This window comes from Proteus sp. G2674, from assembly GCF_009915195.1.
GTDB lineage: Bacteria > Pseudomonadota > Gammaproteobacteria > Enterobacterales > Enterobacteriaceae > Proteus > Proteus mirabilis.
In genome coordinates, this window is the sequence record NZ_JAABLS010000032.1 from 19,072 (window position 1) to 35,169 (window position 16,098).

General features: G+C 38.8%; 17 protein-coding genes. 9 read left to right on the forward strand and 8 right to left on the reverse strand.

Translation table 11 applies throughout. The features are described from left to right. Nucleotides 1-22: 22 nt before the first annotated feature. Nucleotides 23-337, reverse strand: a complete 315-nt coding sequence (gene clpS, locus GWI58_RS13625) for an ATP-dependent Clp protease adapter ClpS (RefSeq protein ID WP_004244558.1) — start codon at nt 335-337, stop codon at nt 23-25. A 289-nt stretch (nt 338-626) separates the two neighbouring features. Between clpS and cspD the strand changes: the two genes are divergently transcribed. Next, on the forward strand, nt 627-836 hold the full coding sequence (gene cspD / locus GWI58_RS13630) for a cold shock domain-containing protein CspD (RefSeq protein WP_004244557.1): 210 nt from the start codon (nt 627-629) through the stop codon (nt 834-836). A gap of 162 nt (nt 837-998) precedes the next feature. Here cspD and macB read toward each other — a convergent pair whose 3' ends face one another. The 3 genes from macB to GWI58_RS13645 form a co-directional block, all read right to left on the reverse strand. Continuing rightward, entirely contained in the window at nt 999-2,942 is a 1,944-nt protein-coding gene (gene macB / locus GWI58_RS13635) for a macrolide ABC transporter ATP-binding protein/permease MacB (protein ID WP_161769282.1), read from the reverse strand. Continuing rightward, entirely contained in the window at nt 2,942-4,051 is a 1,110-nt protein-coding gene (macA, locus tag GWI58_RS13640) for a macrolide transporter subunit MacA (RefSeq protein ID WP_094959750.1), read from the reverse strand. The genes macB and macA overlap by 1 nt, the downstream gene beginning before the upstream one ends. Before the next feature lie 142 nt (nt 4,052-4,193). Further along, nucleotides 4,194-5,867 (reverse strand): ATP-dependent nuclease, encoded by a 1,674-nt coding sequence (locus GWI58_RS13645; RefSeq protein WP_094959751.1) that lies wholly within the window; start codon nt 5,865-5,867, stop codon nt 4,194-4,196. A gap of 345 nt (nt 5,868-6,212) precedes the next feature. Between GWI58_RS13645 and GWI58_RS13650 the strand changes: the two genes are divergently transcribed. The 6 genes from GWI58_RS13650 to artM all read left to right on the forward strand — a co-directional run bounded on the left by GWI58_RS13650 (nt 6,213) and on the right by artM (nt 11,617). Further along, nucleotides 6,213-7,115, forward strand: a complete 903-nt coding sequence (locus GWI58_RS13650; protein ID WP_049197229.1) for a lysine exporter LysO family protein — start codon at nt 6,213-6,215, stop codon at nt 7,113-7,115. Nucleotides 7,116-7,166: 51 nt separating this feature from the next. Continuing rightward, nucleotides 7,167-8,630, forward strand: a complete 1,464-nt coding sequence (locus GWI58_RS13655) for a DUF2867 domain-containing protein (RefSeq protein WP_161769283.1) — start codon at nt 7,167-7,169, stop codon at nt 8,628-8,630. A 106-nt stretch (nt 8,631-8,736) separates the two neighbouring features. Beyond that, on the forward strand, nt 8,737-9,465 hold the full coding sequence (gene artP, locus GWI58_RS13660; RefSeq protein ID WP_012367698.1) for an arginine ABC transporter ATP-binding protein ArtP: 729 nt from the start codon (nt 8,737-8,739) through the stop codon (nt 9,463-9,465). 14 nt (nt 9,466-9,479) lie between these two features. Further along, the gene (artJ, locus tag GWI58_RS13665; protein WP_004244550.1) at nt 9,480-10,214 is read left to right on the forward strand and encodes an arginine ABC transporter substrate-binding protein; all 735 of its coding nucleotides are present in this window, start codon (nt 9,480-9,482) and stop codon (nt 10,212-10,214) included. Nucleotides 10,215-10,244: 30 nt separating this feature from the next. Next, entirely contained in the window at nt 10,245-10,949 is a 705-nt protein-coding gene (gene artQ / locus GWI58_RS13670) for an arginine ABC transporter permease ArtQ (protein ID WP_004244549.1), read from the forward strand. After that, the gene (gene artM / locus GWI58_RS13675) at nt 10,949-11,617 is read left to right on the forward strand and encodes an arginine ABC transporter permease ArtM (protein ID WP_012367697.1); all 669 of its coding nucleotides are present in this window, start codon (nt 10,949-10,951) and stop codon (nt 11,615-11,617) included. Before artQ ends, artM begins: the two co-directional genes overlap by 1 nt. A 141-nt stretch (nt 11,618-11,758) precedes the next feature. Here artM and rlmC read toward each other — a convergent pair whose 3' ends face one another. The 3 genes from rlmC to GWI58_RS13690 all read right to left on the reverse strand — a co-directional run bounded on the left by rlmC (nt 11,759) and on the right by GWI58_RS13690 (nt 13,896). Continuing rightward, complete coding sequence (rlmC, locus tag GWI58_RS13680; protein ID WP_124725661.1) at nt 11,759-12,892, reverse strand: 23S rRNA (uracil(747)-C(5))-methyltransferase RlmC; 1,134 nt, start codon at nt 12,890-12,892, stop codon at nt 11,759-11,761. Nucleotides 12,893-12,920: 28 nt separating this feature from the next. Next, nucleotides 12,921-13,424 carry a YbjN domain-containing protein gene (locus GWI58_RS13685; RefSeq protein ID WP_004244546.1) on the reverse strand — a complete coding sequence of 168 codons (504 nt, stop codon included), beginning with the start codon at nt 13,422-13,424 and terminating at the stop codon, nt 12,921-12,923. A gap of 169 nt (nt 13,425-13,593) precedes the next feature. Then, a complete protein-coding gene (locus tag GWI58_RS13690; protein WP_004247610.1) occupies nt 13,594-13,896 on the reverse strand; it encodes a YbjC family protein in 303 nt (100 codons plus the stop codon). Between the two features lie 171 nt (nt 13,897-14,067). On the opposite strand from GWI58_RS13690, the gene GWI58_RS13695 reads away from it, so the two are divergent. Beyond that, on the forward strand, nt 14,068-14,331 hold the full coding sequence (locus tag GWI58_RS13695; RefSeq protein WP_004244541.1) for a GrxA family glutaredoxin: 264 nt from the start codon (nt 14,068-14,070) through the stop codon (nt 14,329-14,331). 266 nt (nt 14,332-14,597) lie between these two features. Here the strand turns inward: GWI58_RS13695 and GWI58_RS13700 are convergent, their stop codons facing one another. Beyond that, nucleotides 14,598-15,023, reverse strand: coding sequence for a secondary thiamine-phosphate synthase enzyme YjbQ (locus GWI58_RS13700; RefSeq protein ID WP_004252055.1), 426 nt, complete (start codon nt 15,021-15,023; stop codon nt 14,598-14,600). Between the two features lie 237 nt (nt 15,024-15,260). On the opposite strand from GWI58_RS13700, the gene ybjG reads away from it, so the two are divergent. Then, on the forward strand, nt 15,261-15,872 hold the full coding sequence (gene ybjG, locus GWI58_RS13705) for an undecaprenyl-diphosphate phosphatase (RefSeq protein WP_161769284.1): 612 nt from the start codon (nt 15,261-15,263) through the stop codon (nt 15,870-15,872). Nucleotides 15,873-16,098: the final 226 nt, after the last annotated feature.

Genomic DNA, 16,098 nt, shown 5'->3' on the forward strand with positions numbered 1-16,098 from the left:
CCTCCTTAAAAGACTCACCGGACTACGCTTTTTCCAGTGTACACAAAAGTGGATGGCCATTTTCTCTGGCGTATTGATTCACTTGTGCAACTTTAGTTTCAGCGATATCCGCACTATAGACACCACACACTCCCTTCCCTTTATGATGAACGTCCAACATAATTTGTGTGGCTTTTTCTTCGTTAAGAAAAAAATACATTGTTAATACTTCTACAACAAAATCCATGGGGGTGTAATCATCATTATTCAAGATCACCTTATACATCGCAGGTGGCTCATTTAACTGAGAGACCTTCTCCCCTAGTGTGGTTTCTGTTAAAAAATCAAACTGACCCATTGTTATGTGTTACTCATTGGTTTGTTAAACGTCACGACTCACTATGACATTCAGTTTACCATCTCATAGGAAAGTCTGCCTATCAACGGTTTTTTATTAACTCTTTTTCTACCAAAATAAATAACAAAGCGTTAGCTACATCAAAGTTTCACCTACTCGGAACATTTTCTTGCTCATCTCCCCCTTGACGATTGAAACAATTAATTAGAGTATGTTTTATGAACAGCTCAGTAAATATACTGAAAGTAATGTTAAGTAAATAAAGACAAGTATATGAGAGAAGCTAAGTATGGAGACAGGTACAGTTAAGTGGTTTAACAACGCTAAGGGTTTTGGTTTCATTACCCCTGCCGCAGGTGGCGAAGATATTTTTGCCCATTATTCATCAATAAGAATGGAAGGCTACCGCACACTGAAAGCGGGTCAGAAAGTTAATTATAGCACAATAAAAGGACCTAAAGGGGATCATGCTGATCTTATCATTCCTATTATCGAATAATGGTTAAGTAAGTATGATGTGGATAATATTTTATCCGCTCTCGCCCCTTATTTCGTCCATTTTCACACTTTAAACAGAAAATGACGCTCACATTATCATACCAATAAAAGCCCTTATCTTTTGAAAGATAGGGCTTTTGATCTTTTATAGACTACCGCTATTTTACTCTCTCGCTAAGGCATCAATAGGGTTCATTTTGGCCGCATTTCTCGCCGGTAAAAAACCAAAAATAACCCCAATTGCTGTAGAGCAAGCAAAAGCACTTATCAGTGCCGTGGGCTGGAACACAAAATGCCAATTGGGTAGCATCATGCTGGCAAACATAGCAATCGCAAATGAGAGGCTAATACCTAATAATCCTCCCACCAAACACACCAGTACTGACTCAATTAAAAATTGTTGCATAACATCGCTGGCTCTTGCACCTACCGCCATACGAATACCAATTTCTCGGGTTCTTTCTGTAACAGAAACCAACATGATATTCATCACGCCAATCCCCCCTACCACCAGCGAAATAACCGCCACCAAGGTTAAAAACAGTTGCATAGTTTGCGTGGTTTTTTCAGCCGCTTTAATAAAGCTATCAATGTTATAAGTAAAAATATCTTTTTTACCATGTCGGATCGTTAATAAGCGGAGAATTTGTTGCTCAGCAACACTCGCATCATAGCCCTCTTTTACTTTTACCGTGATGTTATCTAAATAACTACGGTTATAAATTCGACTACTTAGCGTACTGTAAGGCACCCAGACACGTAATGACTTATTATCACCAAAAGTGGATTTTTGCTCTGCAACCACCCCTATGATAGTAGAAGGAATATTACGAATAATAATTTGCTCACCAATCACCGCTTGTTTATTCGGGAAAAAACGATGACGAGTATTTTCATCAATAACGACTACTTGCGCTTGGCGATGGATCATATCAGGCGTAAAAGTGCTCCCCTGTGCAAATTTCAACGCATACACTGAAAAATAATCCTCGTTAACACCAGAAACTGTTGCCGGCGCATCTTGATTACCACGACGTAATCGAGAGCTAAAGTAAATCTGTGGTGTAACTGATTGTATATAAGATTGCTGTTTTAACGCATCAACATCTTGAATGGTTAAGGATTGTTTATCTTCTGGTGAATCACTACCAAGCTCCTTACCCGGATAGATATCAATGGTATTGGCGCCAATCGCTTTTATATCTGCTAATACCCTATCTTTGGCAGCATCGCCAATAACAATAATGGTGACAACAGAGGCAATCCCAATAATGATCCCCAACATTGTCAGCAAGGTACGAATTTTATTCACCACCATTGCTCGCCAAGCCATATTTAATGCTTGCGTAAAACGCCCAATGACTTGATGAAAATAAGAGGCGGTTTGGATCGCAGGTGGTGCCTTTTTCACTGGTACAGAATGGTGATTATTATTATCGCTAATAATTTGACCATCTTTAATTTCAATAATACGATCGGCTTGTTGGGCAATTAATGGATCGTGAGTGACAATAATCACCGTATGCCCTTGTTGATTTAATTGCTTTAAGATAGCCATTACCTCTTTACCCGATTGGCTATCTAATGCCCCCGTTGGCTCATCGGCAAGGATCACTTCTCCGCCATTCATTAATGCGCGGGCAATACTGACTCTTTGCTGTTGACCTCCGGAAAGCTGACTTGGCCGATAGTGAATACGCTCTACTAAACCAAGGCGAGTTAATAGCGCACGGGCACGCTCTTTTCTTTGCTCTGTACTTTTACCTGCATATATGGCGGGGATCTCCACATTTTGCTCAGCAGTTAAATGCGCCATCAAATGGTAGCGTTGAAAAATAAAGCCAAAATGTTCACGGCGTAGCGCAGCCAGTTGGTCACTTTCCATATCTGCAACACATTGCCCAGCCACTTTATATTCACCGCTGCTTGGCTTATCTAAGCAACCTAATATGTTCATTAGCGTTGATTTTCCAGAGCCTGATGCACCAATAATCGCGACCATTTCCCCAGCATTAATCGTCAGTGAAATCTGATCCAGTACCACCGTGTCTTCTTCACCATTGGTATATAAACGGCTTACGTTGTTGAGCTCTAGTAATGCAGACATTATGACTCTCCTGCAATCTCACCGAGGATCACGTCATCATTTTCATTTAATCCACTAATGACTTCTGCATAAACATCTGTACGAATACCGATTTTAACTACGCGTTTTTCAGGCTGCCCATTGACGAGAACCTCTACTTGATATTCATTTATGCCCACATCTTCCCCTAATGCTGACAATGGCACTAAGAGAATATCTTTTTTATGCTCAAGGAGAATTTTAACTTGTGCCGTCATTTGTAAACGCAACAAATGTTGTTCATTGGGGACTTCAAAACGTGCATAGTAAAAAATCGCATCATTGATTTTTTCAGGTGTGGGTAAAATATCTTTTAACTTACCATTGAAGGCTTTATCTGGTGCTCCTAACACAGTAAAAGAGGCTTTGAGATCGGGTTTTAAATAGATAACATCCGCCTCAGAAACTTCGGCTTTTACTAACATGGTATCTAAATCAGCTAATGTTAATATGGTTGGTGCTTCTTGAGCTGCAATGACTGTCTGCCCTTCAAGGGTTTTGATAAAAGTGACCACACCATCCATCGGCGCAGTAATACGGGTATATTGCAAATTAGTTCTTGCGGTATCCAGTGTTGCCTGATTTTTTCTAATTTGTGCTTCATAAGTCGCCACTCGCGCTTTTTTGACTTCAACGTCTGTTTTAGTGCGATCAAGCTCTTCTTGGGCTATAACATGTGTGCCAATCAGCTTTAATTGACGTTGATAAGTCAATTGCGCCAAACGTAATTCGGCTTTAGCTTGCTGTAAATTAGCCGTCAGTTCATTATTCGTTTCTTGAGATTCCGCGACCTCATTTTGTGCTTTTTTCGGATCAATAATCGCCAGCAGATCGCCTTTTTTTACTATATCCCCTTCTTTTACATATAAGGTTTGTAGCTGACCACTCACCTGCGCACCAACATCGACTTTACGTACCGCATCTAATTTGCCCGTTGCTGTGACTTCTTTGGAAAGCTCCCCACGAGTAATTTTTTGTGTTTGATAACTAGGTAAATGCTCTTTCGGCCAGAAAAAAAATAAGCCTATGGCAATAAAAATCAAAATAGCAGCTATAATCTTCCCTTGCTTTTTAGTTAGGAAAAAAGCCATGAAATATCCTTCTTATACAATAAGAGTGAAATAAAAAATAAAGTCCTGTTGGTAATGACCTAAAATCACCCTTAACTTTTTCGATAATAAAAACACAATGAGATATCTATGCTCCTATAAATAGAAGCATAGAAACAATGGCTTAATTAGCTTTTCCTCTCGCAAGCCATGCTACCCGAGAAAACATCACCTTTAATAAAGTAGGAATAGCATCAATACCTCGTTGTGCAGCATTATTAGCAACCGTTAAGGCAAGATCAGGCTTTGATGAACGTTGTATCGCTTTTATGATCACACGTCTTACTGGCCATTTTTCATTATCAGGAACACCCGCAACCTCATGATAGACATTGCGAAAACCCTCTTTATATAAATAGTGTTCCATATCTAATGCTGGTAATCGTGTTAATCGGTCACGCTCCGCATCATTTCTTTTTGCGGCAAATTCTTTAACGGTGGCGGCGTATTTTTTACCCGCCTCATCGCCATCAACCAACGTATGCCATTCTATACCCATATAGGTAGCATACTTTAACAGTGGCTTAAGTCCGCACTGCGCAAACTCAATGACTTTGATCCCTTCAGATTCAAAGAAGTAGTTACATTGTCTGGCTAATTCGTTCATTAGCCAGATTTCCGTTTCCCCTTCGACCAATAACCAACAACGAGCAAAGAGTGCAGAAGGTCGGTTATAACGAATATGAAAAGAGATACGACGCTCTTCTTCTGCATGAAGTTGTTTGTCGCCAAGTCGATAAGCGGCAACTTTATCTGTATCACGTACTAATCGACAAACACTTTGTAGTGGCGCTAAGGAGAGTAACTCCCCTGAATTGGTTGTCGTAATGCGTTGCAAAGAAAAGAGATTTAATAATCCCCATGCCACAGAAAGCATAATAGGGTGTAAGCGAGTTTCAGGGTTTTCTACAATCACTATCGGTCTTGCATAAGGATCAAGTTCGACACTGCCTCGTGACTGTAAAATAGAAGAGAACATACCTAAAATAATTAAGCGGATATTGCGCTGATTAGGTTTCGCTAAAATCTTATTAATATTTTCTAGTGCATGCCATCCTCGAATATGTGGCTCACTGACTTTACGATGTTTCCAATGAGATTTAAACAGTAGCGCACCGTGATCAGCAAAATAGTGTCCTAATAACTGTTGCATTGCATCTAACCCTTCACGTAAATCTTCATCTGATAAATTGTCTGGGTTATTAATTAATGCTTTCGTTAATTCACTCATCTTATTATTAAATGCTTCACGATGAGGCTCATTATGAGAGTCAATAACTTCTGTTGTTAAATTAGGTATAAAACGCGCATCCTGTAAGCGCAATACTGGATAAAGGCGCACAATTTCAGCAATAATCGCTTTGGTCTGTCCATTCGCTAAACGGATCTGTTTACCTTCTTTATCCAGAAAATAACGAAAGGTTTTGACATTTTGCTGCTCATCTAATTCTGCACTAATACGGTAATAAATATGCTTACGAGCGTCCCCATTAGCTATCCATACGGGTGCTAATTTACGAAAACGATACGAGCGATGACGACCAGGACGTGATTCGGTAAAAGTCAGAATAATTTGTAGGTTTTTTTTACTGTTTTCTGGCTCATTAGGTAAACGATGAAAATCTTCTGCTGTAAAAGCATATTGATAAGTTTCGATCCCCAAACTCAAAGTTAACGCATCAAGTAATGAAGTTTTACCCCATGCATTTTCGCCAACCAAAACCGTATTCATATCAAGGGGGAGAGAAAGGCGATTAAGCCCCCGAAATCCTGCTATTTCCACTCTTTCTAAATACATAAATTCCCTCTCAGGTCGCAACTCAGTTGTTATGGTTCATCTATTGCATCTCTATCAACTTTATACGCTTTCTGATAATAATTTTACTTAATGACTTATTTTTATTAAAACACAGTTCCTCATGAGCGTAATAAAATTTACTCAACTATTCGACACATAACTAATTAGCTCATTTTTCAAACAATTAAGGCTATATTAATCAGATCGTGCTAGGCTCTTCTTCTGTAATAAAAATTTTCAACTTATCGCGGTTTCTATATCCACATAACTATTAGCAAATGTTATAATGCAATTCGCGTTATTAGTTTATTTTATAATTTTGACAACACTCAGTAAGGAATAGAAATGCTATCAGGGTTATTGATTATCCTATTGCCCCTGTTTATAGGGTATTTGATTAAGTTAAACAATCGCCCTTTGCTTCAATTGGCTAACCGTTTACTTAGTGCAATGGTTTATGTGATCCTCTTTTTAATGGGGGTTAGCTTAGCCATGTTAGATAATATTGGTGAAAATTTATTTTCTATCCTTGCCTATGCCAGTGTCTTCTTTATCTGTACTTTTGGTGCCAATCTGCTGTTTTTATGGTTGCTGGATAAAAAAGATCCCTGGCATGTCCCTGCACATAAACAAGCTAAGCCCCCTTCACGTATCAAAATGGTACTCGAATCACTACAACTTTGTGGTGTAGTGGTAGTAGGTTTTTTTGTCGGTTTAACCGGATGGTCAATTTTTAGTTATGCATCTCAAGCCAGCCAAGGCGCACTTATCTTTTTATTATGGCTTGTTGGTCTACAATTACGTAATAGTGGCATGAGTCCAAAGCAGATCTTAATTAATCGTCGCGGTACTACCATTGCAATAGTGATGGCAATAAGTGCCCTTGCAGGTGGTGCATTAGCGGCTTATTTACTCGGATTACCCACAAAAATGGGATTAGCGATAGCCTCTGGTTATGGTTGGTATTCTTTATCGGGGATCGTATTAACCGATGCGTTTGGCCCGGTAATTGGTAGTACCGCTTTCTTTAATGACTTAATGCGTGAATTAGCCGCTATCATGCTAATCCCCATTATTGTTAATCGTTATAGAAATACGGCATTAGGTATTTGTGGTTCAACTTCTATGGACTTTACGCTACCTGTATTACAACGCAGTGGAGGGGTTGCCATAGTTCCTGCTGCAATTGTGCATGGTTTCGTATTAAGTTTGGTCACACCAATCTTAATGGCGTTCTTTACTTCATAGAAAATTTTGTAACAATAGTATTATTACGTCTTTTCTTACAGTGGGTTAACGATGAATCAACAGCGTGTATTGGTATTAGGTGCCAGTGGACATATTGGACAAAATCTTATTCCTGCCTTAATAGCACAAGGCCATCAAGTCACCGCCGGAGCTCGTAGAGTCGATTGGATGATGTCGCAAGGGTGGCAAAATACACGCTGTGTATTTGTTGATTTACACGATCCCAAAACATTACGAGATGTCATCCGTAATACGGATGTTGTGTATTACCTTGTACACAGTATGGGAGATGCCCATAACCTTATCGAACAAGAGCGCCAAGCGGCATTGAACGTCGTCGATGCTTTAGAAGAGAGTGACGTTAAACAAATTATTTTTTTAAGTGCGCTCCAACATAAAGATCAACCCTACTCTCCCCATCTTGTTGCCCGCAAGCTCACGGGAGAAGTACTTAGAACCAGCTCTATTCCTGTGACAGAAATCCGCACCTCTATGATTGTCGGCCCCGGTTCGGCAGCTTTTGAGATCATGCGAGATATGGTATATAACTTACCGATATTAACCCCGCCACGTTGGGTGCGTTCAAAATCATCCCCTATTGCGTTAAAAAATTTAATTTACTATTTAACAGAAATTATTCATCACCCAACCCATCAACACCGCATTTTTGATGCCGGTGGCCCTGAATATATTAGCTATCAAACACTTTTTGAGCGCTTTATTAACATCTCCGGCAAAAAACGATTACTGATCCCTTTACCTATCCCCGCCAGTATTATTTCTGCTGGGTTTATTAGTCTAATAACTTCAGTTCCCACTTCAATCGCCAAGGAGCTTATCCAAGGGCTTAAATACGATCTTCCCGCTAAAGATGCCTCTTTACGCAAGCTGATCCCACAAAAGTTAATTTCTTTTGATGACGCAGTCAGAGAAACACTCGCAGATGAAGAAGCGGCTTTAGATGATCAAGATTGGGGTTACTCTCCTGAAGTACGTAACCGTTGGAAACCCGGCTATGGCTATTATCCCAAAAATGCCGGATGTACAGTGTCAACACCAGCGAGTGCGGCGGCACTTTGGCATGTCGTTCAGCAAATTGGTGGTGAACAAGGTTATTTTTATGGTAATGCATTATGGAAAACACGTGCTTTATTAGATGATCTTGTCGGCAACAAAGTCACTTATGGGCGCCCTCAGCGTGAAACGCTAGCGCTAGGTGATATGATTGATGGTTGGCGGGTAATAAAGTTAGAGCCTGAAAAACAACTGACTTTACTCTTCGGTATGAAAGCCCCCGGTTTAGGGCGCCTCTCTTTTACTATTCACGATAGTGGTAATCTACGCTCATTAGATGCCCGTGCTTGGTGGCATCCTGCTGGTTTTAGTGGTTTACTTTATTGGTTTGCCATGATGCCAGCCCATTTATTTATTTTTAAAGGTATGGCTCAAACCATATCAACTTGCGCCTATAAATTGGATAAAAATTCACCTAAAAAGCCCGAGCGATCGTCCTAATATCCATTTTTAAGTAAAAAAAGCAATTTTTTATGCACTATTAGTTGCATAATTATTCTCATCGTTTTATCATTTGAAACAGTTAATGACTATTCAAAAAAAACGCATGAGTATTCAATTAAAAAATATAAATTGTTTCTACGGTTCGCACCAAGCACTCTATGATATTAATCTAGAATGTTCTGCTGGTGAAACAATGGTTCTGTTAGGACCAAGTGGTGCGGGTAAGAGCTCTCTAATGCGGGTTCTAAACTTATTAGAAATGCCTCGTTCTGGTGAATTAGACATTGCTGGTCTACATTTTGATTTTGGCCAGCAACCGAATGCGAAAGCGATTCGTACATTACGCCAAAATGTTGGCATGGTTTTTCAGCAATATAATTTATGGCCACACTTAACGGTTCTTGATAATTTAATTGAAGCACCTTGTCGTGTTTTAGGCTTGGCAAAACCGCAAGCTAAAGAAAAAGCGATGAAATTACTTGAGCGTTTACGTTTAAGTGATTATGCACAACGTTTTCCACTGCATCTATCCGGTGGACAACAGCAACGTGTTGCCATTGCAAGAGCATTAATGATGGAGCCTCAAGTACTGTTATTTGATGAACCAACGGCAGCACTTGATCCAGAAATTACGGCTCAAGTTGTTGATATCATAAAAGAGCTTTCTGAAACAGGGATCACACAAGTTATTGTGACCCATGAAGTTGAAATTGCGCGCAAAGCCGCAAGCAAAGTTGTATATATGGAAAACGGCCGTATTATAGAGCAAGGTGATAATCATCATTTCACTGCCCCTCAAACGGAAGCTTTTGCTAATTACTTGTCACACTAAATCGGGATCTGACAATGAAAAAAATATTATTTGCAGCACTTCTGACCAGTATTACACTTTCTGCAACAGCGGCTGATAAAGAGACTATTCGTTTTGCTACTGAGGCAACTTATCCTCCATTTGAAATGATTGATGCAAACAATCAAATCGTTGGTTTTGATGTAGATTTAGCAAATGCCATGTGTGAAAAAATTAATGCTGAATGTACTTTTACCAATCAATCATTTGATAGCTTAATTCCTAGCTTAAAATTCCGTCGTTTTGACGCATTAATGGCGGGGATTGATATTACGCCTGAGCGTCAAAAACAGGTAGATTTTACTGATTCTTACTATGACAACTCAGCGGTCTTTATCACCGTTACAGGTAAAATTTCCGATGTTGCAAGCTTAAAAGGCAAGCAAATTGGTGTCCAAAATGGAACAACCCATCAGAAATTCATCAATGAACAACATAAAGAGATGAAAACCGTGCCTTATGACAGTTACCAAAATGCCGTGTTAGACCTAAAAAATGGTCGTATCGAGGCTATCTTTGGTGATACCGCTGTGGTTAATGAATGGCTGAAAAAGAATCCTGAATTAGGTATTGTTGGTGATAAGGTCACTGATCCTAACTATTTTGGTACAGGCCTTGCTATTGCAGTAAGAAAAGGTAATGCTGATTTACAAGATAAATTAAACAAAGCATTATCTGAAGTAAAAGCCGATGGCACCTATGATGTCATTTATAAAAAATGGTTTGAATAATTATAGTTAATAACAACAATAGCTTAATAAATGAATGAAATAACAACGCTAGCAGGTGCGACCGTGACTACGGTCACACTTGCTATTTCTGCTCTTATTATCGGATTAGTTCTAGCCATGCTGTTTACTGCATGGGAATCCGCAAAGTGGAAAGCCTTTGCTTTTCTAGGAACTTGCTGGGTAACACTAATTAGAGGACTGCCAGAAATGCTGGTGGTTCTTTTTGTCTATTATGGCACCTTACAAGGTGTCATGATGCTCATGGATGGTATTGAATTAGGTCCTTTCACCTTACAATTTGACTTTGGTGATACTGAATCTTTACCTTTCTATTGTGGTGTTATCGCCCTTTCACTTCTGTATGCGTCTTACGCTTCACAAACTTTACGTGGTGCATTAAAAGCCGTGCCAACCGGACAGTGGGAAGCAGGACAGGCATTGGGTATGGGAAAAATCACCATTTTTTTCCGCTTTATCATGCCCCAAATGTGGCGTCACGCGTTACCCGGACTCGGTAATCAGTGGTTAGTGCTCTTAAAAGATACCGCTTTAGTCTCATTAATTAGCGTTAATGATTTAATGCTACAAACCCAGAGTATTGCCAATCGTACTCAAGAGCCTTTTACTTGGTATAGCATTGTTGCACTTATCTATTTAGCCATTACATTAGTCAGCCAATATATTCTGAAATGGTTAGAGATGAGAACGACCCGATTTGAACGGAGTGCCTCATAATGTGGGATTATATTGTTGATATTTTACCAGGCTTACCGACCAGTTTATCACTGACTTTTGTTGCGCTCTTAGTCGCCTTTACGTTATCGGTATTAATGACTTTTATTTTGGCATTAAAAGTCCCTGTTATTTCACCTATCGTAAAAGTCTATATTACATTGTTTACTGGCACACCTTTGTTGGTACAATTTTTCTTAATCTATTATGGGCCAGGACAATTCCCCTCATTAAAAGAATTTCCTCTGTTGTGGGAATTATTATCCACACCTTGGTTTTGCGCCATGGTGACATTAGCATTAAATAGTGCGGCTTATTCAACACTCCTTTTCCACGGTGCAGTCAGGGCGATACCTGCTGGACAATGGCAATCCTGCCAAGCTTTAGGTATGTCGCCATTACAAACAGCGAATGTCATCTTACCTTATGCTTTTAAACGCGCCCTTTCTTCTTATTCCAATGAAGTGGTGCTGATTTTCAAGAGTACTTCTCTTGCTAGCACTATCACTTTACTTGAGCTAACCGGCTATAGCCGACAAGTCTTTGGGCAAAATTATGATGTGATGGTATTTGTTGCTGCAGGCATTATTTATTTAGCTATCAATGGAATACTGACACTGTTAATGAGATTAATTGAGAAGAAAGCCTTAGCTTTTGAACATCGTGATTAGTGTAACTTAAATCATTACACCACTTTTTTTGCTTTAAAATTACCCCCAAAGTTGAACAACCGCTTTGGGGGTTATTAAGTTGTGCAGTTAAAATTATCAAGCGTTAACGACAATAACATGTTATTGCGATTAAATTAGCGTTTAACTTTGTTGTAAAACTAAGAGCGTCAACACTTCATAATGAGCAGTATGAGGGAACATATCAAACAGTTGCACTCTATCGATACGATAATGAGAAAGTTGTTGTATATCTTTTGCCATCGTTTGAGCATTACAACTGGAATAGAGGATAAAACGAGGCTTCATACTATTTAAATAGTCGCATAACGTTTCGCCAATACCTCGTCGTGGCGGATTCACCAGTACTAATTCAGGAACAGACTCTTTTGCTAAAGCAAAACCAGTAGAGTCCAGCGCTTGAAACTCTACATGCTCTAACCCTAATTCATTGGCGGATAAACGTGCACATTCAATCGCTTCTGGGCTAATCTCAATGCCAATTAATTCCGTATTTTTTTGTGCGCAATGTAAGCCAAACCCCCCTGAGCCACAAAAGAGATCCCATAACCGGTTTATCTGCAACTCTTTGACCCAATGCCCTGCCGTTGCATACAGTGACGCGGCAACATCGGGATTGGTTTGAAAAAAACCTTTCGGGCGAATATGTAACGGAATCTCATTAAAATATTCATCTAAAAAGGTTTTTTCTGTTAATACAATTTCTTGCTCACCTTCCAATATCGCCATATGGACAGGTTGGATATTCACCGAAATCACGGCTAATTGGGGTAATTGAGCCTGTAACCATGGTAATGCTTGGCGAAGTTGCGCCAGTTTTTTTTCTGAGCGCAGCACAAAACGTAGCATCATGCTGTGATTGTGGCGACTTTCTGTTAATAAAATAAATTTTAGCTCGCCTCGACGACGTTCCACGTTATAAGGCACTAATCCTGCTTTGGCAATAAAGGTTTTTAATATTGGGAAAACCGGTTCAAAAGAAGCGGGATAGAGTGGGCATTGGCATAAATCAACACCTTCCCCCTCTGGTTTACGTAACCCTAAAATCGGTTTTTCGACACTACCACTTACCACCATTTTCGCTTTATTACGAAATTTAACTTGTTGGCTTTCTACCGGCGCTAATTGAGTAAACGCGTAGTTTTTGGGCAATAAGTCTAATAGATTATGTTGTTTTTGATTAATTTGTTCGGAATAAGCAAGAGAAAGCCACCCACAAGAGTGGCAATCACCCGCACTGGAGCGTGCGCATTGCATAAGATTTTGTGACCGTTATAGATAGTAATTAATGTACAGTATATGAAGAGTCTGTTGATGATGATGTTATGTCTAGATCTTCATCTTCTTCATTTTCTTGTCTTTCGCCATACAGAAAATCATTATTAAAGATCTCACTGATCACTTCTGCTGATTGCTCTTCAGCCTTATGTAAAAACAGATCGAACTGATTAAATGATAGTCCCACAGCAATAGGTAAAGACTGGCTCAAAACTAATTTCGGTAAGTTTTCATCGCTAATTTCTAGGAACGTCTTAATAAATAGGGAACTTGCATTAATTTGACTAAGATTTGCCATAACAGGCACTATCGCTGATGGTTTTAATTCAGCAATAGCGGTAAAAACAAGCACATCATCAAGCACATCAATTTTAGCATCAAAAATACCATTGATATATTGAAGATGAGGTAAATGTAACGCCTGACAAGAGTCACATTCATAGAAAGCAATCTGTAATTCATCCAGCCAAGATTTCAGCTGATCCAGATCGATAGTAACAACAGCGTCCATTAAATAACCTTTACGCGCTAAAAATAAGAGTGCTTTTCTGCATTGACGTTATTTTGCCACTTTTTTTCACCAGAAGGCAGTAATAAATAGAAAAACGCCACAAATAAAGTCAAGTGACAAAGAGGCTAAGTCACCTAGCCTCTTTCACTCATCATCAATAAAAGCGTATTTATTTTTCGTTATGTGGCTTTTTCTTTTTATTTTCAGTTGCTTTAGTATCAATACCTAAGAAGGTTAAACGATAGATCGCTCGCCAAACGATATGTATTGCAGGTGGGATCATACAAAGCACCCCTAAAACAACCAAGGTCAATTGCCCTGTATAGGTTGTTAACCATTCCGGTGAAGTCATATATTGATTAATATATAAGTAAGCGATAACCAATAGCACAATACCAATTAGTTCAATAATAATAATTGGCTTTGGCATATCTGATAGTGTTTTCATATCCCGTTTAGAGGGCTTTTCCATGTTGTCTCCGTTCATCGCCTTGCACTAGTCCTATATCATCATTCAGCAAATTGATATAATTTATTACACTAAAAGGCAATAACTGTTTTTGTTTATTCGAATAAAAAGGCATAGTATTCACAAATAAAGACTATTATGCCTGAATTTTTTTTCCTCAATAAGGAGTGTCGTATGTTTGTTGTAATTTTTGGTCGTCCTGGTTGCCCATATTGTGTCCGAGCTAAACAACTTGCTGAAACCTTGTCTGAAAAACGTGATGACTTTGATTTCCGCTATGTGGATATTCAAGCTGAAGGTATTACCAAAGCAGACTTATCAAAAACCGTCGGTAAACCTGTTGAAACTGTGCCACAAATTTTTATTGATGAAAAACACATTGGTGGCTGCACAGATTTTGAAGCTTATGCTAAAGAGCATTTAGGCATCTATAACTAATTTTTAAAACGCTAAAACACTTTATTTATCAATGTGTTTTAGCGTTTTCATTCTTTTTTACCTGCTACTTTCTCCGTTGTTTTTTCCCTTTTCAGACCACTTACTAAAAATATTTCTATTTTTTTTCATTAATTGGCGAACTTTCTTTTTAACTCGTAGTCTGAATTAGTGCCACTGCTTTTCTTTGATGTCCCCAAATATTGAGGAGCCCGATAGTTTCAACCCCTTTTGGTGAAATAACTGTCGGGTTTTTTATTGCCTAAAATTCAGTAACACTCTCCTTGTAACGTCACCACAATACGACGACGCCCACCGTGGTTTCTATGTTCACCTAAATAAATCCCCTGCCATGTACCTAAATTTAATTCCCCTTGGCAAATAGGCACTGACACACTCTGACCAAGTAAACTACTTTTAAGATGGGCAGGCATATCATCACTGCCTTCATAAGTGTGAAGATAATAAGCTTCATGCTCTTTCACACAGCGATTAAAGAAACTTTCAAAATCACTGCGTACAGTCGGATCGGCGTTTTCATTAATGGTTAATGACGCAGAAGTATGTTGAATAAAAAAATGAGCAATACCTATTTTGTATTGTCTGAGTTCGGGTAATTCTTGCAACAGTGCCTGTGTGATTAAATGAAATCCTCTCGGTTTTGCTTGAAGTAAAATCTCTTTTTGAAACCACATTGATTAATACCTTTAAACATATGGGTGATAGATAAAAAAGTGCAATTACTCAAGGGTAAAGCGTTTTTTTAATTAATTCAGTCAGTCAGCGAAAAAAAACTGACAATTCTTGAAAAAAAGCACAATTAAATAAGAAAATTACTCTTTACCCTGCGCACAGCCTCATTTAACCTTGTGGGATTGACTGATTATGTACCATAAACATTGCCTATCAGCACGATATATATGGAGCTTACTTTGCTGGAACAACTCAATTTAGCCGTATTTTCATTGATGAATGCAACCCCTTCGGCCTCCCCTTTAGAGATTAATGTCGCGATCTTTATTGCTAAATACTTAGTTTACTTGTTCCCTCTGTCTTTAGCTTTCTATTGGCTATGGGGAAATGAAAAGCATATTGATCAGCAAAGGACTTTAGCCTGTAAGGCTGGGGTCGCTCTGATTATTGCCCTCTCTATCTCTTGGTTTATCGGTATGATAGCTCCCCATGCTCGCCCTTTTGCAGCCAATATCGGTTATAACTTCCTTGATCATGAGGCAACGCCTTCCTTCCCTAGTAATCATGGTACTTTCGTGTTTACTATCGCACTGGCTTATCTTTTTTGGCATAACAGTAAACGCATTGGCATGCTGATGCTTATTTTAGGTCTTGCGATTGCTTGGGCTCGTATCTATCTTGGCGTCCATTGGCCAATAGATATGGTTGGTGCATTTATTGTTGCTCTCCTCTCTTGTGCATTAAGCCAAATACTTTGGTCACAAGGCGGGAAAAAGTTACAAAAAGCTATCCACCAGCTCTATCAACTCTGCTTTGCGTATCCTATTCGCAAAGGTTGGACAAAAGCTTAATCCTATTAGGATAAGAACAACTACAAAAGACCACAGTATTAACGTGGTCTTTTTTATTGTCTTTTTCTGCTATTTAATATAAATAAATAAAGATTTTATATATTAATATATGAATAAAAATATTCTCTATTATTATATTTTTTGTCCAGAAAATAATTTCGTTGTTATTTTAATCAAAATGAAGTTTTTATATTCATTAGAAATAAAATATTTTATGATTTTATTA